Raw genomic sequence first — 20,083 nt, forward strand, 5'->3', positions numbered from 1 at the left:
TCGGTGTATTTCTAATAGACCTCTTTTAATTTAAGCTTTTGTTTGTCTTTTAACAATTGATTTTGGACGACCTCATATTTGAGCTGATGTAATGGCATTTTATTATCCTGTGATAGACATGCGATGGTTGCTGCTGCTTGTCCCATAATCATAAATACAGGTTCCATTCTGATAGAACCAAAAGCAATATGAGAACTCGAAACACAAACTGGCACAAGTAAATTGGAACATTCTTCTTCTTTTGGCATAATTACACCCATTGGTATTTCGTAGGCTTTATGTGGCTCCAAAAAATTCCCTTCATTTACCACTTCACCATTTTCGTAAACTATTCTTTGCACATGGTGGCTATCTGGGCCATAAGATGCCATGCCTATAGATTGAGGCTTACTTACATCATCTTGACAGTCTTGTTGTGTAAGAATATGCTTGCCTAACATACGTCTTGTTTCACGAATGTATAATTGTGGAGTCCAGTTACCATACTGTGTATATTCGTCTTTAGGCAAACCATATTTTAACATTTCATTTCTCATTTCTTCTGGCAGTCTTGAATCGTGACCCAAAAAATAGAAAAGTCCAACAGTAAAGTTGTAATGCTCTGTCCAGATACACTCTCTGGTTGCATAATCTCCTTCAGGAAAATCCCAATTCATGCCATTGTAATCTGTAGAAAATGGGCTACCATGACCACCATCGTTGATGTCGGTTTTATAATTAGGCATGGGTGAAATGGTAATTACATCGTGAATAGATTTTAAATCTTTTTTCTTAATGTACCTGTAAAGCAATTCGTAATTAAGTGGATCGTAGTTTTCCGGTTTAGGAATTGGAATCTGGTTTTCAGTGGCTGTAGTAAGGCAAGCTCTAAAGTTGTAAGCCTGTATTTTATGGTCGCCATCACCAGGATTACCCATAGGCACATCTTGAATACCAGGAAGTAAATTTCCAGCACTATCATAAGGAGAAATACCGGCACCAAATAAATGTTTTGGTTGCCTTACATCGATAGTTGGGCCAAGTACTCCGGCAAGTTCTTCATTATAGGTACTACTACTTTCTCTGCCTACATGGTAACTTACACCTGCCTGAGCCATTAAATCTGCTTCGTAACTGGCATCAATAAAATATTTGCCTTTATACTCTTTGCCAGATTCTGTTTTAATGGATGTGATGACGTTGTTTTCTTTTATAACACCTGCTTTCAAATCGATTCTTTCATTATAAACTATTTCGATTTTATCTTTTTCTTCTGAAAGCATTTGTTCAAAAATTCTTTTGGCAACTTCTGGTTCGAATGTCCACATAATTCCGCTTTCTAGAATTACATGGTTGCCATAGGGTTTATAGTCAGCTGCTGCTTGAAACTTCCAAGCAGAATCTTGTTGGTAATATTGATAAACTCTTTTAAAAAATTCTAGCGATAAACCTCCAATGGTTTCTTCTTCGCCAATATCTGACCAACCAAGTCCACCACTCATTGCTCCGCCAATTCTATCTTCTGGCACAACAATAATGGCTGTATGATCCATTCGGGCAGCTTGAACTGCGGCAATAATTCCGGCAGATGTTCCTCCATAAATCACCAAATCGTAAGATTTCTCTTTAACATTTTGAATCGGTTGACAATGAAAGAGCAGTAATAAAACTAATATTTTAAGACAGGTATTTCTCATTATATAAAGTTGAAATGAGGCAGAACAAATTGCTCTGCCTCAGTGATTGAAATTTAATAACCGGGGTTTTGGTCGTCTTGCGAAATTGCTTCGTTGTTGTCAATTTCTTCTTGTGGAATTGGCCAGAGTAATAGTGTGTTTGAATAAGTAAAACCTGACTCATTAAGCAACTCTTCTACTTTGTTATAGCGAAGCATATCAAACCAATGTTTATCTTCTAACAAAAACTCTTTGGCTCTTTCAAGAAAGATGATGTCTAGGTATTCATCAGCAGATAAACCACTTGGGAAATCAGTTTCTGGGTCAGCAATATCTACCGTTTTACCATAAGCCCTACGATGCACCATGTTGATGTACTCTAAACCTTCTGCAGACAAACTTCCATTAGCTCTAATATCTGCTTCGGCATAGATGTATAAAGCATCTGGATATCTGAAAACCGGGAAATCATTACCATGTGCTCCTTGCGATTCAGAATCGATGTACTTCTTATAAAGTATAGGTTCGCTGGCAGTTAAAAATGCAGAATCTTCAGGTGTGCTATACAGATTAAGATTTCTTCTTAAATCCGTTTCATCCCAATCTGAAAGGAAAGATTGCGTATTGCCAAGAATGGTTCTGTAACCACTAGAAGAATAGCCAGCATTTGCATTATGTGTATAAATAGCCATGCTACTGCCAAAGCCAGATGTTCTTGCAAATTTGATAGAAAAAACGTCTTCAGAATGCGTATCATTTTCAACATCGTAAACCTCATAAATATCCTGTTCCAAACTATATTCTCCTGAAGCGATAACTTCACCTGCTTTTTGCATAGCTTCGCTGTACATACCTCTGTTTAAATATACATCAGCCAGTAAAGTTTGGGCAGCACCTTTTGTAGCTCTAAATAAATCAGTCGGAGTCATTTGCTCAGAGCGAAGTTTTAAACCCTGTTCTGCGGCTATTAAATCTTCTAAAATCAAAGCATAAATATCATCTTCTGGCATTCTTGGGAAAGAAAAATCTACAATCTCAGATACTTCTTCTTCTTGTAAAGGAATAGCTCCCCATAGCCTTACCAAATTGTAATAGTTTAAAGCTCTTACAAATTTGGCTTCTGCGACAAGTCTACTTTTGAGATCATCATTTACAGATTCCATAAGTGGAATTCTTTCCATTACGGCATTTGCTCTGTTGATGGATAAATATGCAAGTTGCCAGATTCCAGCAATACGACTAATATTGGTTTGGTCAAGATTATAAACACCAGAAGGTTGGTGAGAACCTCTGCCCAAACTGTATTCTGTTTTTAGCTCTACTTGAACAAAAAATTGTTGACCATAGTAGCCATTGGTTGCCAATGGTTGATAAACTGCATTTGTTGCAGCTATAGCATCATCTTCAGTTTGGTAAAATTGATCGCTGGATAGAAAAGAAACAGGTTCTTCATCCAGAAAATCATTACAACTGATTAAACCGATTACGAATAGTATATATATTATTTTTTTCATTTTCAATTTGCTGTTTTGAATGATTAGAGGACATTTTAGAAACCGAGATTAATACCAAATGTGTAGGTACGAGCAGACGGATAACTTGAGAGATCTAAGCCAAGTCTCAAATCTGTATTGCCATTTACAGTGCTGTTTCCGAAGTTGTTCAGTTCAGGATCGAAACCTGTGTATTTGGTAAATGTGAGCAGGTTTTGACCGCTTATATACACTTTTGCAGATCTAAGCCACTTGATACCCATACTGCTTAATGGGAGGTTATAACCCACTTGCAGGTTTTTCAATCTGAGGTAAGAAGCATCTTCTACATATTCGTTAGATGCTCTTAAGTTTATGCCCGATTTAGGTTTTGGATACTTGGCATCAGTATTTTCGGGTGTCCAGTAATCGGCAACTTCTATAAGCTGATTGTAACCTCTAGTTAAAGAATTACCACTTCTAAATTTATCTAACCTAATTAGTTCTACACCTTCAACTCCTTGGAAGAAGATATTCACATCTATACCTTTCCACGAGAATTTGGAATTGAATCCATAGATAAAATCTGGGAAGAAATCGCCTAAAATAACTCTGTCATCAGTATCGATTACTTCATCTCCGTTAAGATCTTTGTAAGTGATATCTCCGTTTTCGTCTAGGCCATTTTCAACATAGCCGAAGTAAGATGCCAATGGCTCGCCTTCTCTAATAATGTGGAACGAACCCGCAGAAGCACCACCCGGAAGCGAAGCAGCAAATACATCATTTCCATCTTTAAGTTTTGTTACTTCATTTCGGTTTGATGAAAAATTAGCTTCTACAGTCCAAGTAAATTCATTTACCAGAATATCTGCGCCAACGCCAAGTTCAACACCTGTATTTCTGAGTTCTCCAATGTTCTGAATTACATTGCTGAAACCTACAGAAAGTGGTAGTTGAATTTGAGCCAGCAAGTCGTTGGTATTTTTTATATAGTAATCAGCGGTAAATCTCAATCTATCGTCATATAGACCGAGATCTACACCAAAGTCAGTTTGTGCTGTTTTTTCCCAATCGAGTTCAGAGCTAGGCAAGTTAGCAGGTGTAAGTCCCACAACGATTTGCTCTGCCGATGATAAAGTAGTTGAACTGATTCTTTGTTGAGAAAGGTAAGAGGGAATTCTATCGTTACCTGTCATCCCCCAACTTACTCTCACTTTCAAATTAGAAATGTTAGAAAAGTTTGCCATAAATGGCTCTTCTATAACTCTCCAACCCAATGCAAAAGAAGGGAAGAACGTCCATCTATTTGTTTGTGCTACTCTTGATGAACCATCGTATCTGCCAGTAAATGTTACCAGATATTTATTTTTTAGCACATAATTAACTCGACCAATTACAGATTGCTGGCTCCAAATTGTACCACCAGAAGAAGGCACATCTATGGTGGCACCTGAAGCTAGGTTGCCAGTACCCAAAATATCTGTAACAAAATCTCTTGCACCTGCTGAGAAATATTTGTACTCATTTCGCTGAGAAGTAAAACCTGCTACTGCATTGATAGAATGGTCTCCAATTTCTTTAAAATAGCTAAGTGTATTTTCATTTAAGATATCGAAAGATTCACTATTGTTGATGTAAGCAACACCGTTTACACTAGAATTCGGAATGGTTCTTTTTGTATAATTATCTCTTCTACTATTTGAGTAGCTCACACCTAAAGAAACTTTGGCTTTTAAGCCAGGAATTACTTCGTATTCGCCATAAATCATATCGAACAAGCGAGAAGTTTTTAGCTCTCTTTGTCTTTGAGTAATTTCTGCTACTGGGTTTGGTATTGGATCGCTAAAACCACTGTATTCAGTAATATCCATTTGTGCAAAAGCGCCATCTTCCATTACAGGTCTGGTAGGGTAAGCTGCCAAAGCGCCAGCAATTGGCCCTTTATCTTGACCTTCTGGCAAATCGTTTTCTATAATTCTACTTGCTTGAAAACTGTTTGAGATTTTAAATTTACCTACAGTTTTATCGATGTTTGCCCTAATTGTACCTCTACCGAAATCTGTATTTTCTACAATACCTACCTGATCGAAATAGTTGGCAGAAATTAAGTATTGTGTTTTGTCATCACCACCAGCAAAAGACAATGAGTAATTTTGAATAGGAGCTACTCTAAAAATTTCGTCTTGCCAATCGGTATCGTAAGGTAAGTTGTTTAGATCGGAGAAAGGAACTTCAGTTCCACCATCATTCAAAACTTTTGCATTGGCAATTTCTGCAAACTGCCGTGCATCCATCATATCAATTTTATTAATGATTTTTTGGAAACCGTAGTAAGCATCGAAGTTAATTTGATCTCTATTTTTAGACCCGCGTTTTGTGGTTACAATTACAACACCATTTGCACCTCTTGAACCATAAATGGCTGTAGCAGAAGCATCTTTTAAGATCTCTATTGATTCAATATCGTTAGGGTTAATGCTATTTAAACCTATACTGCCAATAAAACCATCTACTACATAAAGGGGCTCTGTACCACCCAAAACGGAGTTGGCTCCACGAATTCTAACACTTAGTCCACCACCTGGAGAGTGAGAGTTTTGTATTACCTGTACACCCGGTGCACGACCAGCCATTATTTGCTGTACATTATTTACTGGCAAACTTGTTAGTTCATCTTTGGTGATAGATGATACCGAGCCAGTTAAATCTGTTTTTTTGACAGAACCATAACCAACTACCACCACTTCTTCTAGTTGTTCAAGATCGGCATCGAGTTGTACGTTAAGTTCTGTTTGAGAATTTACTTCAACCTCTTTGGTAATAAACCCAATGTAGCTAAACTGCAAAATATCTCCACTAGAACAAGTAAGCGAATAGTTGCCATCAATATCTGTAGTAGTACCAGTGGTGGTTCCTTTTATTAGAATACTTACACCCGGCAAAGGCTCATTGTTGTCTATTGCGGAAACTCTACCTGTAATTTTCTGTTGTACTGGTATTATTTCGACAAATTCTTCAATTGGGGGTTCTTGATATAGGTGTTTTTTTACATAAATAATGTCGTTTACTCTTTTGAATTTCACATTGGCGGTTTTGGAAATTCTGCCTAGTAAGTCGGCTAGAGATTCATTATTAGCTTCTGCCGAAACCCGTAAGTTTTCATTAAATGTGTAATTGTTGTAAGCGAAATGAAAATCAGTTTCTTTTCCGATAGTTTTTAACGCTTGTTTCAGGGTTACATCTTCCAGTTTTACTGAAAGCAAGATTTCTTCAAGTTTTTTGTTTTGTGCGCTACCATCTTTTGCTATAAGCATAGTGCAAAGCAAACTTTGAAAAAACAACCCGTATAAGGCATATTTGGACATAGTGATAACTTGTCTAACAATTTTCAATTTCATATTTTTATAGACTTTTAGGTGTTAATTAGACATCTGAAAAAAATTGCCTTTTTCGTCTGCACACGAATCTGGCATGTAAATCATGTTTTTATGAGCCAGCATTTTAGACGATGCTGGCTTTTTTTGTGGACTAAAGTATTGTGTTACATAGGCATGTTGCTTAATTAATAATTACTTCTTTTTTGTTGATTTGATAGTTGAATTCAGAGGTTTCTCCCAATACCTGAAGTACAATATCGAGAGATTGATTAGAGAATTTACCAGTAAATTTTCCCTTAACTGGTTGTTTTGTTTCCATTAGAAAGCTTACACCATACCACCTTTCCAGCACTGGAACAATCTCTTTGAAGCTGGCACCTTCAAACTGTAATATTCCATTTTTCCATGCAAGTACGGTGTTTGGATTAAATTTTCCTTTTTGGAGTAAGTGGTTGTATTCATCAAAACTAGCACTTTCACCAGGGGTTAGAAAAACAGAATCTGCACTTTCTGTTTCTACTTTGTTATGCACTTTTACTTTTCCGCTTACAAGCGAAATATTTTCGTAGTCTTCGTTTGGGAAAGCTTTTACATTAAATGAAGTTCCCAAAACCCTTGTATCCAGATTTTGTGTGTGGACTATAAATGGCCAATCTGAATGTTTGGTTACATCAAAATAAGCTTCACCTTCTAGCCAAATTTCACGCACTGTTGTATCAAAGTTTTCAGGATATTTAATCTTTGTTCCTGAGTTTAACTTTACAATAGTGCCATCGTGAAATGTAAGTGTTAATTTTTGTCCGTAGTTTATGTATTTTTCTATATAAGCAATTTGCTTAGCTGGTGTAGTTTCTTCCTTTTTATAAGATAACCAATAGCCTAAAAAAGCAGCAAGGGCAAAAACGATAATGGCTGCCACTTTATTAAAAGAAAGCAAAACTTGCTTTGGTGCTGGTTTTATTTGGGGAACTTCTCCCGAGATGAGTTTTTCAATTTTGTTTCTTTCTTCAAGTCTTTCAGTTTCATTCAGTCTAAGCCCTAAGGTATTAACAATAAGTTTGGCTTCTTTTACAAGTTCAGATTTTTCTGGATGTGCATTTAGCCACTCTTTCCAAAACTGTTTAGCATCCTCACTTTCTTCGGTAGCATACTTTTGGAAAAATTCATCCGTAACAAAATCTTCAATATCGTAATTATTGTAATCCATTATTTAAGGGCTTTAAATATATAGTGCAGGGCATCACCGATTTTTACCGAAAAAATCAGAGAATTTTTTAAAATATGGTAGTAACTAACTGTAAATCAGTATAATAAAATTAATAAAAAAAGAGTGAGGTATTTTTTAAGAATTTTTATGGCTTCGTAAATCTGGTTGTAAACTGTTCTTTTGTTGTTTCCAGTTTTAAGTGAGATTTCTTCGTAGCTCATATCCTCAAAAAATTTCATAATGATAATTTTCTTTTGTTTGGTGGTGAGGACAGATAATGCTTTTTGTAGGCGAGATTTTAGTTCATTCGTTTTGATAGACTCGATCAAAGCAAACTCATAAGATTGTACGCTAATGGTTTGTTGGCTAGCATTTTCGAGTGGTAGGGTTTTATGTTTTTTGCTACTGAGTGATCTGTTTATTTTTCTAATTACAATAGCATATAGATATCCCTTTACATTGTTTACTTCTGGTAAGGTGTTTCGTTTTTCCCAAATTTCGAGAAAAACCTCTTGAAGCACCTCTTTCATTAATTCTTTATCAAAACAGTATTTTAAACCATGCGCATAAAGAATGGGATACATTAAATCGTAAAATTCTATAAAAGAATTACGGGAGCCAGACCGTAACTCATCCCAAAGTTTTATGTCGTTTATTTTGGTTTCAGCTATGTTCATTTTCATTTACTAGTCATCAGTCTTAAGCAATTTAATAATAATTTTGTAACAGTAGGATGAGGCAAATCAAAAAAAGAATGGGAAATGCTATCTAAAATTAGGGTGTCCGTGCACAATTAAGCCTACAGCTATTCATTGGAGGTACCTAGCAGACAAACATTTAGATTTATTCTTAGTTTAAATTGAAATTATTAAAGACAAGTTTTCTTATTAATAGATAAATTTATGCGTCTTTTATTCTCGATTTATGATGAGCCGAGGAGATTTATTATAATATTAAACTACAACTACGAGTGAATACAGACTGGCTACTAGACACAAATCCAATTTTATTAGCACTTTTCGCAACACTTTTTACATGGGGAGTAACTGCATTGGGGGCAGCAATGGTTTTTTTCTTTAAAGAAATTAATAAGAAGGTATTAAATTCTATGTTAGGTTTTGCTGCTGGCGTAATGATCGCAGCTAGCTTTTGGTCTTTGCTCAATCCGGCTATAGAGATGGCAGAGAAAAGCGGAACACCTTCGTGGATTCCAGCAGTAGTTGGGTTTCTTGCAGGAGGAGCTTTTTTATTATTAGTAGATAAAGTTTTACCGCATTTACACCTTGGCTTACCCATAAGCAAGGCTGAAGGTATAAAAACCTCATGGCATAGGAGTATTTTGCTAGTACTTGCTATAACATTGCACAACATACCAGAGGGTTTGGCAGTTGGAGTAGCCTTTGGTGCTCTAGCTAGTAACCCAGAAGCAGGTTCTTTGGCTGGTGCATTAGCTTTGGCTATTGGCATAGGCTTACAAAACTTTCCAGAAGGTGCAGCAGTTTCTATTCCCCTTAGACGCGAAGGTTTCTCTAGATTTAAGGCATTTAACTACGGGCAGCTTTCAGGAATTGTAGAACCAATTGCGGGTGTACTCGGAGCTTATCTGGTATTAGTAATTACACCTCTGTTACCTTATGCACTTTCTTTTGCAGCCGGAGCCATGATTTTTGTGGTGGTGGAAGAGTTAATTCCAGAATCTCAAAATGGTAGTGATACAGACCTTTCTACCATAGGAGCTATGTTTGGTTTTGCTACCATGATGTTACTGGATGTAGCTCTTGGTTAGCATTCAAAAAAACATTTCTGAACAAAAAATTAGAATGATGGTTCACTGGGAAAGGAATATCACCATATATTTTTATTCCTATATCTAAAAGTGTATTTTTAGAAAAATGTGTATTTAAAACACAAATCTTTTAATTAGCATTTTAACAATTTAATCTTGATCGAAGATAAGGATTTTAACGGTATATATTTTTTAGAGCCAACACCTCAAATAAGCAACTTCACAAGAGAAGAATTCGAAAACTGTACTTTCACAAACTGCATTTTATCTAATTCCGATTTTTCTAACTCAACCTTTCGGGATTGCGAATTCAAAGACTGCGACTTAAGTCTTACCAAACTAAAAAACACAGGATTTAATAATGTTAGTTTTGTAAACTGCAAGCTATTAGGCCTGAATTTTAGTGACTGCAACTCTTTTTTACTTTCCATGAATTTTAAAAACTGTCTGTTAAAAATGGCTATCTTTTATAAAGTAAGTTTAAAAAATACCAGCTTTCAGAATTGTGAAATGCAGGAAATTGATTTTTCAGAATCTGATTTAACCAATGCAACTTTTGATAGTTGCAATCTAGATAAAGCAGTATTCGATCATACAAATTTAGAAAAAGTAGACTTTACTACTTCTTACAATCTTTCTATAGACCCAGAAAGAAACAGAATTAGAAAAGCCAGTTTTTCTATAAACAATGTATTAGGGCTATTAAGTAAATACGATATTAATATTGATTAGCATAAAAAGCGGCTTATTTAAGCTATACCAACAATGCATTTCGCATGAATAATTACCTATATGAAATTATCAATGAGCTTCGAAATGGCTCAGAAGAAATATTAGACGAACTACAAAATTGTTTAAAACAAACTTCTTTAAAAAAAGGTGAAAAGCTTTTATCATTAAATGCTGTATGTAAAAACATATGGTTCATTAAAAAGGGATCTGTAAGGCATTATGTACTTTCTACTAAAGGGAAAGAGTTTAATACTTGGTTTTCTTTAGAAGGAGACATAGTTGTTGCTGTAAAAAGTTTTTTTGAGCAAACTTCTACTAGAGAAGGCATTGAATTATTAGAAGACTGCGAGCTACTGTATATTTCCTATTCTGACCTGCAAAAAGTTATTGCGAAATACCGCAAAGCAGGAACAATTTCTAGAAAAATGATGGAGAGGTATTATATTTTACTCGAAGAGCGATTGTATGTAATGCAATCTTCCACTGCGATAGAAAAGTATGAATATCTAATACGTACCTACCCGGAGATAATTCGTCGAATTCCCCAAAATCACATTGCATCTTATTTGGGTATTACTAAAGAAACACTCAGTCGCATAAGAAAAAAGTTTGCAGTAAATTATTAGTTGACATATATCAACAGAATATAGCCAGTTTTTTTGCAAATTGGGTATAAATGTACTCTATGAAAAACTGGTCAGGCTATCTCAAGTGGACTCCTTCTAATGTTTACTTTCCGAACACAGAAGAAGAAATAAAGGAAGTAGTTCTTAAAGCACTTAACGAAAAGAAAAAAGTAAGAATAATTGGCTCGGGGCATTCTTTTACCCCATTGAGTCTTACAGATGATTTTCTGGTTTCTTTAGATAATTACCAGGGAATAATCAGTATTGATAAAGAAAAACTCACAGCTACAATAAAGGCAGGCACAAAGCTAAATTTGTTGAATGATCTATTATTCGAACATGGCTTAGCTATGCCAAATATGGGAGATATTAATCAACAAAGTATAGCAGGAGCAATTAGTACGGGAACACATGGAACCGGAACTGCCTTCGGCAACATCAGTACTCAGATTTCTAAAATCAAATTTGTAAATGGGAAAGGTGAAATAGTATGCTGTTCTGAAACAGATAAGCCTGAATTATTTAAAGCGGCTCAGGTATCTTTAGGCACTTTTGGCATCATTACAGAAATTACTTTAAAATGTGTACCTACTTATAAACTGGAGCTGATAATAGATAAAGAGCGACTTGATACTGTGCTGGAAAGTTATCAGGAATTGAATGAAAAATACCGGAATTTCGAATTTTACTGGTTTCCCAATACGCCTTATGTAATGCTTAAGCTAGTAAATCTTACGAATGATGAACCAGATAAATCTTCATTTAGCAATTATGTACAGGAAATGGTTTTGGAGAATTACACCTTTAAAATCGCATGTGAGGTGTCTAAGATGTTTCCGAGTTTAACTAGAAAAATTTCTGGTATAGCTGCCGATACCATTGGCAAACATAGAAAAGTTAATCATAGCCATAAAGTGTTTATTACTCCTCGTTTGGTGAGGTTTAATGAAATGGAATACAACATTCCGGTTGGGGCATACAAAGAAGTAAAAAGAGATATAGTTAACTGGATAAATAAGAATAACACAACTGTTTTGTTTCCGATCGAAAACAGGTTTGTGCAAGGAGACGATATTTATTTGAGTCCAGCTTACCAGCGAGATTCAGCATATATTGCTGCGCATGTCTATAATAAAAAAGAGCCCACCAAATATTTTAAAGCTTTAGAAGAAATTTTCTTAGCCTATGATGGAAGACCACACTGGGGCAAAATGAATACATTAACTTATGAAGTGGCTCAAAAGAAATATCCTATGTTCGGTGCTTTTACAAAGTTGAGAGCAGAACAAGACCCAGATCAAATCTTTCTATCAGACTATCTTAAAACTCTGTTTATTGGTTAATTAAATGAAAACTTATCAGCAATACAAAGAGATTCTTTCTGGGCAGAGCTTTCCTTATGCTTGTCTGGATATGGATTTACTCAAAGAAAACATCAGAATAAATCTTGTAAGAGCAAAGAATAAAAAAATTCGAATAGCCTCAAAATCAATTCGAATTCCTGAGTTGATGAAATATATCTTGGAGTCAGATACTAAGTTTGAAGGCATCATGGCTTATCATGGTAAAGAAGCGGTTTATCTGTCTCAACAAGGTTTTGATAATATTCTTTTAGGTTATCCTATAGTAGATAAAAGTATTTTGATTGAAATAGGAGAGGAGATAAAAAAAGGAAAGTACATCTGCTTGATGTTGGATAGCAAAGATCATTTAGAAATTGTAGAATCGGTTGGAAAATCGATAGGTGTTAAATTTCCAATTTGTTTGGATATAGATATGTCGCAAGATTATCCGGGAGTACATTTTGGCGTATGGAGATCGAGTATAGTTGATGAGCAATCTTTAGAAGAAGTCCTCAAAGCAATTACGCAACTCGAATTTGTACAGCTCGATGGATTGATGGGTTACGAAGCACAAATTGCAGGAATAGGAGATAAAGTGAAAGGGAATGGTTTAAAAAACAATGTGATTAGACTTTTAAAAAATCGATCTGTTCCAAAGATAAAAGCTTGGCGAGAAAAGATAATTGCAAAGGTGAAAGAATATGGCTTTACTATAAAGTTTTTTAATGGCGGAGGTACAGGTAGTATGGAAACAACCATTCAAGAAGAGGGCATAACTGAAGTAACTGTAGGATCAGGTTTTTTCTGCTCACACCTTTTTGATTATTATACCAATTTCACACTTTATCCTTCTTTGTTTTATGCTATCCAAATTGTGCGTAAACCCAAGTCTAATATTTATACTTGCCATGGAGGTGGATTTACAGCTTCTGGTGGTGTAGAAAAAACCAAAGCTCCCATTCTTTATTTGCCAGAAGGAGGAAAGTTTGATACAAATGAAGGTGCAGGAGAAGTACAAACACCCGTATTTTTTGAGCAAAATAATATCGATTTACAAATAGGTGACCCAATTTATTTGAGACATGCCAAAGCAGGAGAACTCTGCGAAAGATTTAATGAAGTACTGATAATAGAAGGTGGCAAATTGAAAACTGAGAATCTAAAAACCTATAGAGGTTTAGGATTAAATTTTGGTTAGCATTCCAAATTAATTTGTCTTCGTGTGTGATTTTTCACTTCAAGCTGCGATTAATAGCCACAAAAAGGAATATCAATTTATTTAAATTATTAAATTGATTTCCATTCGACAGTAATACATAAAATTTAATAAACATGAAGATAAGTTATTTGATAGGAGTTCTATGCTTATTTAGTTTGTCAATTATGGCACAGAAAAACAATAAAGCAACACAAGTAAAGATTAAAAACGGAATAATTGAAGGTTTTGAAGATAAGGAACTGGGATTATTAAAATATTTCGGAATTCCTTTTGCCGAGCCTCCTGTTGGCGACTTGAGGTGGAAAGCACCACAACCTGCTAAAAACTGGGATAGTGTTTTAGAAACCAAAAAATTTGGACCTAAGCCTGTACAAACAAATGTTTTTGGAGACATGGTTTCTCGATCGGATGGAATGAGCGAAGATTGTTTGTATTTAAATGTATGGTCTCCAATTAAAAAACCAGCTAAGCCATTACCGGTACTCGTGTATTTTTATGGTGGTGGTTTTGTGGCGGGTGATGCATCTGAACCAAGATACGATGGAGCGAGTATGGCTCAAAAAGGCATGGTTACGGTTACTGTAAATTATCGCTTACATCTCTTCGGATTTTTTGCTCATCCAGAGTTAAGTAAAGAAGCTCCTTACAAAGCATCTGGTAATTATGGTTTATTAGATCAGTCTTTTGCTTTAAAATGGGTTCAAGATAATATTGCAGCATTTGGTGGTGATCCTGAAAAAGTGACTATCGCTGGTGAGTCTGCTGGTTCAATCTCTGTAAGTGCACAAATGGCTTCTCCATTATCAAGAGATTTAATTGCTGGTGCTATCGGCGAAAGTGGAGCGGCTATCAATCCCACATTATTTCCTATACCGCTAGAAGAAGCAGAAAAGCAAGGAGTAGAGTTTGCAGAAAAAGCTGGATATAAATCGCTAAAAGAGCTAAGAGCACTAGACACAGAAACCATATTTGAAGCTTATAACAAATCAGGCAGATTTGGTTTTCCTACTGTGATAGATGGTTACTTCTATCCGAAATCTTTACCTGAGATTTTTAATGCAGGTGAACAAGCGCAAGTACCACTTTTATTAGGTTGGAATTCAGCCGAAATACCGGGTATGGCTTTTATGCAAGGTTTGCCTTATACAGAAGAAAACTATATCAAAAAAGTAAAAGAGACTTACCCCGATTCGTATGAAAAAGTGTTGGAATTATATCCACATAGTTCGGAGAAAGAAATAGAACTTTCTGCAACTGCTTTAGCTTCTGACAGGTTCATTTCGTACAGTACTTGGAAGTGGTTTGACTTACACAGAAAAAATTCTGATGAACCAGTTTACAGATATCTTTACAGTAAGTTAAGACCTCCATTAAAAGATAAAACTTTGGCTTCTGGTTTAGCAGGAGGAACAGTAAAAAAGGAGGAAAATACACCTGAAATACCAAAAGCAGTTGGTGCTCCGCATGCTTGCGAAATTGAGTATTGTATGGGAAACCTGCACTTAATAGAAGAATATGATTGGTCTAAAGATGATTACAAAGTTTCTAGAACCATGCAGCAGTACTTTGCTAATTTCATCTTAACTGGCGATCCGAATGGGAAGAGTTTACCTAAATGGCCAGCAGCTAAAGCAGATGATACAACACCACCTGTAATGATTTTGGATGTTGAATCTAAATCTGTTGATGCACCAGATGATGCTCGATATTTATTTCTAGATGATGCTTACAAGAATAATCAGTAAATAGAATTGAAAGCAGCTCATTTATTTGGGTGAGCTGTTTTTATTTTCACTCAGCAGGTTTATAAGGAATAACTATTGTAAAAGTAGAACCCTCACCTTGAGCACTTCTTACAATGATTCTTCCATTGATGTGTTCGGAAAGAATTTTAGAAACATATAATCCCATTCCTTTGCCTTCATAACCTTCGTGGAATCGGCTATTGATAGAGAAGAGTTTTTTACCATACTTTTCGAGGTCTATGCCAACACCATTGTCTTCTACACTTACCCAAAAATAATTTTCATCGATACCAGAAGAAATTTTTACATTAGATTCTTTGCCCGGATGTGAAAACTTAACGGCATTGTGCAAGAGGTTTATTAAAATGTTCTCAAAGAAAACGCCAATACTTCTGATTTTTAAAGTTTTTAGATTCTCTAAGTCAAACTCAATTTCTTTTTCTTCAATCAGAAGGTGGTTTTTATTAACCCAGTTAAATACAATTTTACTTATATCTATATTTTCTACTTTAAACTCAAGTTGATTTTTAGTTTCCAAAATCAAGTTCATCTCTTTTATAGTATCATCCATCTCATAAGTAGCTTTTGAAATCATAACTGCGAATTCGTTGGCTTCTTCTTGATTTTTAGAATCGTTAAAAAGGAAAATTAAACCCAGTATTCTGGCAACAGGTGCCCGCAGTTTATGTGAAACTATAAAAGCAAACTCTTCTAACTGACTCATTCTTTTTACCAATTCAATATTTGCTTTTTTGAGGTAGTTGGTTTGCGTTTCAACTTCTTCTAAAAGTTTTTGATTGCTCTTTCTTATAATCAGATTTTGTTTTTCTATAATCTCATTGGCACTTTGCAATTTGGCAGTTTGTATCTCAAGATCGTCTCTTTGGCTGGCTAGTAGTTCATTACTCGCTCTAATTTCTTCGTTTTGAGTAGCAATTTCATTATTTTGTAGTGCCAGTTCTTTTGTTCTTTCATCTACAGTTTTTTCAAGAATTTCATTTTGCTTTTCTAAGAATATCTTTTTTGTTTTTTCAGCTTCTTTTAAGTTAATAGCAATTTTATATGCCCTATTCGTATGGAAAGCGGTATAGAAAAGTGTGGGAACAATTAATAAAATTAGAATAATAAGTACAATATAATTTCGAATTATTTCTGCTTCGTATTCTTCTTTAGATTGAGCAATAATTTTATTTTCAAAATCATTGGTTTTATCAATAAAATCCATACAAACATAGAATACTTCGTATCCTAAATCTTGCACCATAAGACTATCAAACTTTGGTCTGTTGTCGTTTTGCAAAGCTTGCATCATAACATCGCATATTTCATAATAGCCTTTAAGGGTTTGCTTCATCAGGTAGAAGTCTTCCATATCTTCTTTAGGGAAGTTTTGTCTTTTAAGATGGTTTTCCAGATTAGTAAGCAAACTATCATTCATTGAAGCTGCACTGGTAAAAGGAACTGCAAAATTATCTTTATAAGTGAGTGCATAACCTCTTAAGCCAACATCTAGCGCTTGAAGGTTTTTAATTACCTCATCTATCGCCATTTTGGTGGCTAGAGCTTGTTGTTGCTTTTTGACTTGTTCATCAATTATTTGGGTGTTGATAAAAGAAAAAATGAGTTTTATGAAAAGTAAAAAAACAATTAAGGCAACAATGGCATACAATCGTCTTCCTATTAAGATGGTATTAATCATTCCTCAATTATTTCTTAGATATTGTTTTGGTTTATTTTATCAATTAGAAATATAGCAAATAATCATTTTAATTTAAGAATTTCTAGAATATTCTACTTAGTTTTTGAATATGATATTTTGTTGATAATGCAATTTTACTATAAAGCGGAATAGCATTAGGTTTAATTTAAATCATATTTAGGTGTTAATTTTCTAGTTTAAGGTTCATGTTAAATTGAGAGATACTTTGGTAATGTGGAAAATAAGTATTTTTAATATAACCACAAATATGAAAATACGACTATATGAAAGCCCTAAGCCTTATTTTTTTAATTTTCCCCCTTACACTTTTTGCCCAAACTAAGCTTGCTGTTTCTGAAAATGGCAGGTTTTTACAATACGATAATGGCAAGCCTTTTTTCTGGTTAGGCGACACAGCTTGGGAGCTGTTTCATCGGTTAGATAAAGAAGAATCTGAGCAATATTTGAAGAACAGAGCATATAAAGGTTTTACTGTAATACAAGCAGTAGTTTTAGCAGAATTAGATGGATTAAATACACCAAATAGAGAAGGTGAAATTCCATTGATTGGTAACGATCCACTCAAACCAAATGAAGCCTATTTTAAACATGTGGATTTTGTTATAGACAAAGCCAAAAAGTTGGGTTTGTTTATTGGCTTGCTGCCTACTTGGGGAGATAAGTTTAATAAAAGATGGGGAGTAGGTCCAGAAATTTTTACGCCAGAAAATGCTTTAGCTTATGGAAAATTTTTGGCTAACAGATACAAAAATAAACCAATTATATGGATACTTGGTGGTGATCGTATTCCGGAAGATGAAGTACATTATCAGATAATTGATGAGATGGCTAAAGGCATAAGAAGTGTTGTAGGTCAGAGTCAAATAATTACTTATCATCCTTCTGGCGAAAGTAGTTCTTCTAAGTATTTTCATGATAGAGATTGGCTGGATATGAATTTATTTCAGTCGGGGCATGGGCATGCTTACAATCCGAATTACCAAAAAACTTTGAATGACTATAAGCTTAAACCTATAAAACCTGTAATTGATGGAGAGCCATGTTATGAAGATCATCCAATAAACTGGCGAAGTGCAAATGGTTGGTTCGATGCTTTCGAAAGTAGAAGAGCTGCTTATTGGTCGGTATTATCTGGTGCCTGTGGTAATACTTATGGGAATCATAATATTTGGCAGATGTGGCAAGAAGGATTGAACCCTATTTCTCAGGCAAGATCAAACTGGTGGCAAGCTTTAGATTTTCCTGGGGCTTTTCAAGCAGGCTATATGCGGAAATTTTTCGAAAGCAGACCTTGGCAACTTTTAGTGCCAGAAGAGAATTTGATAAGTGAATACCCTAATGATAATGGTAAAGATTGCAGAGCGGCATTGGCTTCAGACAAGAGTTTTGCAATGGTTTATATTCCATATGGAAATAATGTTACTGTCGATTTATCTATGATTGCTGGCGATGCTAAAAAACTTTGGTGGTATAGTCCAGTAATTGGGAAGGCTATTTTTATTGATACTATTCAGTCGAATGCTAAGTTGATGATGGACCCACCGGATGATGAAAAAAGGGGAAATGATTGGGTACTGGTTATCGATCAGGCTGATAAAGACTTTCCTAAACCAGAATAGTTATTTAGGTCTGGTCTTCGTTTAAATTAATAGGAGAATACAAGTGAAGTCTGGTTTCATCGGCTTTTTGTATCTTATTTACTTTTGCCGTAACCGGATGATAAAATAACTCCACATACAAGCCTTCTACATGATATAAATCTACATTGTAGCCCAGGTGTTTGATAGTATTTAAAAAAGTGCCTTTTCTTATAATTGTAAACACTTTTTCGTGATATGGCATTGCATCGAAATTTTCCATAAAATAAAGTTACTAATAAGCATCGAGAAAGTATGTGGGCTTGGTGATATAATTTTATCAAAAAATCTAATCAGTTAATCTCAAATGATTAAAATTTAGCCTAAATGGTATTTCTAAATTGTGTATCAGTATTTTTGATAATTGTTCATAGATTGCAATTGCTAATAAAAAACTTCATTAACTAACCTGATAAAATATGTCTGAACAAGCTATCACCAATATAATACATTTGTTTTTCCCGACAAACCATTTTACTTATCAATTATTCGGTTCAGGACATATACACGACACTTTTTTAGTTGAGTTAGATGGTAATAAAGATGATAGATATATACTTCAAAAAGTGAATCATCATGTATTTAAAGATGTAGAAGGGATGATGCAAAATATTGATCTGGTAACCAAAACTTTAAAAAATAAGCTAGATCAAGTACAAGATAATCAGTTTAAAACTACCGAGATTATTAGCACTTCGGAGAATAAATTGTACGCAAAAGATGAAATGGGTAGCTACTGGCGTATGTATTCATTTTTATCCAATAGCACAAGTTATGATAAAGTAACAGATAAAATACAAGCTTTTGAAGCTGGATATGCATTTGGGAAGTTTCAAAAGTTACTATCAGATTTACCTGCGGATAAGTTGGTGGCTACAATTCCTGATTTCCATAATATGAAATTCAGGATCAATAATTTTAACAAGGCTATTGATGCAGATAAAGTAGATCGTGTAAAAGATGTATCAAAAGAAATTGCATTTGTAAAACAAAGAGCATCTGAAATGATATGGATGTATGAGTTAATTGAGAAAGGAGATATTCCTTTAAAAGTTACACATAACGATACAAAGTTTAACAATGTATTGCTCGACAAAGAGACACAAAAAGGGCTTTCTGTAATCGATTTGGATACCGTAATGCCTGGCTCAGTTTTATTCGATTTTGGAGATGCGGTAAGAACCATTGTAAACACAAAAGATGAAGATGAGGAAGACACATCGACTATCTCTGTTTCATTAGCATTTTTTGAGGCTTTTGCAGAAGGTTTTTTAAAAGAAGTAAGAGCAAATATGAATCAGGCGGAGCTAGACAACCTTGTGCTTTGTGGCAGATACATGACTTTTATTATGGGTTTGAGGTTTCTTACAGATTTTGTCGAGGGTGATGTTTATTACAAAATCAAAAATCCGCTGCACAATAAACAGAGGGCAAAGGCTCAGTTTGCTTTAATAGAAAGGATGGAAGAATACGAAGAAGAAATGCAGACTATTATAGATAAACTTAGCAAATAGGAAATAATAAACAAGGATGCCAAGTAGGCATCCTTGAATTTGCGATT

Annotated in this window: 15 protein-coding genes; 8 read left to right on the forward strand and 7 right to left on the reverse strand. The window is 34.8% G+C overall.

Features of this window, described 5'->3' with window-relative positions:
- Positions 1-11: 11 nt before the first annotated feature.
- From OQ292_RS30450 to OQ292_RS30470, 5 genes are all read right to left on the reverse strand, one after another.
- Positions 12-1,676 carry an FAD-dependent oxidoreductase gene (locus tag OQ292_RS30450; RefSeq protein ID WP_284688061.1) on the reverse strand — a complete coding sequence of 555 codons (1,665 nt, stop codon included), beginning with the start codon at positions 1,674-1,676 and terminating at the stop codon, positions 12-14.
- A 53-nt stretch (positions 1,677-1,729) separates the two neighbouring features.
- Positions 1,730-3,169, reverse strand: coding sequence for a RagB/SusD family nutrient uptake outer membrane protein (locus OQ292_RS30455; RefSeq protein WP_284688062.1), 1,440 nt, complete (start codon positions 3,167-3,169; stop codon positions 1,730-1,732).
- Between the two features lie 35 nt (positions 3,170-3,204).
- Positions 3,205-6,528 carry a SusC/RagA family TonB-linked outer membrane protein gene (locus tag OQ292_RS30460; protein WP_284688063.1) on the reverse strand — a complete coding sequence of 1,108 codons (3,324 nt, stop codon included), beginning with the start codon at positions 6,526-6,528 and terminating at the stop codon, positions 3,205-3,207.
- A gap of 160 nt (positions 6,529-6,688) precedes the next feature.
- Positions 6,689-7,714, reverse strand: a complete 1,026-nt coding sequence (locus OQ292_RS30465; protein WP_284688064.1) for a FecR family protein — start codon at positions 7,712-7,714, stop codon at positions 6,689-6,691.
- 95 nt (positions 7,715-7,809) lie between these two features.
- Positions 7,810-8,397 (reverse strand): RNA polymerase sigma factor, encoded by a 588-nt coding sequence (locus OQ292_RS30470; RefSeq protein ID WP_284688065.1) that lies wholly within the window; start codon positions 8,395-8,397, stop codon positions 7,810-7,812.
- Positions 8,398-8,684: 287 nt separating this feature from the next.
- Here OQ292_RS30470 and OQ292_RS30475 point away from each other — a divergent pair, with 287 nt between their 5' ends.
- The 6 genes from OQ292_RS30475 (at position 8,685) to OQ292_RS30500 (ending at position 15,165) form a co-directional block, all read left to right on the forward strand.
- Positions 8,685-9,500 carry a ZIP family metal transporter gene (locus tag OQ292_RS30475; RefSeq protein ID WP_284688066.1) on the forward strand — a complete coding sequence of 272 codons (816 nt, stop codon included), beginning with the start codon at positions 8,685-8,687 and terminating at the stop codon, positions 9,498-9,500.
- Between the two features lie 156 nt (positions 9,501-9,656).
- A complete protein-coding gene (locus OQ292_RS30480) occupies positions 9,657-10,232 on the forward strand; it encodes a pentapeptide repeat-containing protein (RefSeq protein WP_284688067.1) in 576 nt (191 codons plus the stop codon).
- A gap of 44 nt (positions 10,233-10,276) precedes the next feature.
- The gene (locus tag OQ292_RS30485) at positions 10,277-10,858 is read left to right on the forward strand and encodes a Crp/Fnr family transcriptional regulator (protein WP_284688068.1); all 582 of its coding nucleotides are present in this window, start codon (positions 10,277-10,279) and stop codon (positions 10,856-10,858) included.
- Positions 10,859-10,917: 59 nt separating this feature from the next.
- Positions 10,918-12,201, forward strand: a complete 1,284-nt coding sequence (locus tag OQ292_RS30490; protein ID WP_284688069.1) for a D-arabinono-1,4-lactone oxidase — start codon at positions 10,918-10,920, stop codon at positions 12,199-12,201.
- A gap of 4 nt (positions 12,202-12,205) precedes the next feature.
- Positions 12,206-13,399, forward strand: coding sequence for a type III PLP-dependent enzyme domain-containing protein (locus OQ292_RS30495; protein ID WP_284688070.1), 1,194 nt, complete (start codon positions 12,206-12,208; stop codon positions 13,397-13,399).
- Between the two features lie 134 nt (positions 13,400-13,533).
- Positions 13,534-15,165, forward strand: coding sequence for a carboxylesterase/lipase family protein (locus OQ292_RS30500; RefSeq protein WP_431733796.1), 1,632 nt, complete (start codon positions 13,534-13,536; stop codon positions 15,163-15,165).
- A 46-nt stretch (positions 15,166-15,211) separates the two neighbouring features.
- Here OQ292_RS30500 and OQ292_RS30505 read toward each other — a convergent pair whose 3' ends face one another.
- The gene (locus tag OQ292_RS30505) at positions 15,212-16,864 is read right to left on the reverse strand and encodes a sensor histidine kinase (protein WP_284688072.1); all 1,653 of its coding nucleotides are present in this window, start codon (positions 16,862-16,864) and stop codon (positions 15,212-15,214) included.
- Positions 16,865-17,148: 284 nt separating this feature from the next.
- Between OQ292_RS30505 and OQ292_RS30510 the strand changes: the two genes are divergently transcribed.
- Entirely contained in the window at positions 17,149-18,504 is a 1,356-nt protein-coding gene (locus tag OQ292_RS30510) for a glycoside hydrolase family 140 protein (protein ID WP_284688073.1), read from the forward strand.
- Positions 18,505-18,508: 4 nt separating this feature from the next.
- Here the strand turns inward: OQ292_RS30510 and OQ292_RS30515 are convergent, their stop codons facing one another.
- Positions 18,509-18,745, reverse strand: coding sequence for a hypothetical protein (locus tag OQ292_RS30515; RefSeq protein WP_284688074.1), 237 nt, complete (start codon positions 18,743-18,745; stop codon positions 18,509-18,511).
- A 196-nt stretch (positions 18,746-18,941) separates the two neighbouring features.
- On the opposite strand from OQ292_RS30515, the gene OQ292_RS30520 reads away from it, so the two are divergent.
- Positions 18,942-20,036 carry a phosphotransferase enzyme family protein gene (locus OQ292_RS30520; RefSeq protein ID WP_284688075.1) on the forward strand — a complete coding sequence of 365 codons (1,095 nt, stop codon included), beginning with the start codon at positions 18,942-18,944 and terminating at the stop codon, positions 20,034-20,036.
- Positions 20,037-20,083: the final 47 nt, after the last annotated feature.

This window comes from Chondrinema litorale, from assembly GCF_026250525.1.
Lineage (GTDB): Bacteria > Bacteroidota > Bacteroidia > Cytophagales > Flammeovirgaceae > Chondrinema > Chondrinema litorale.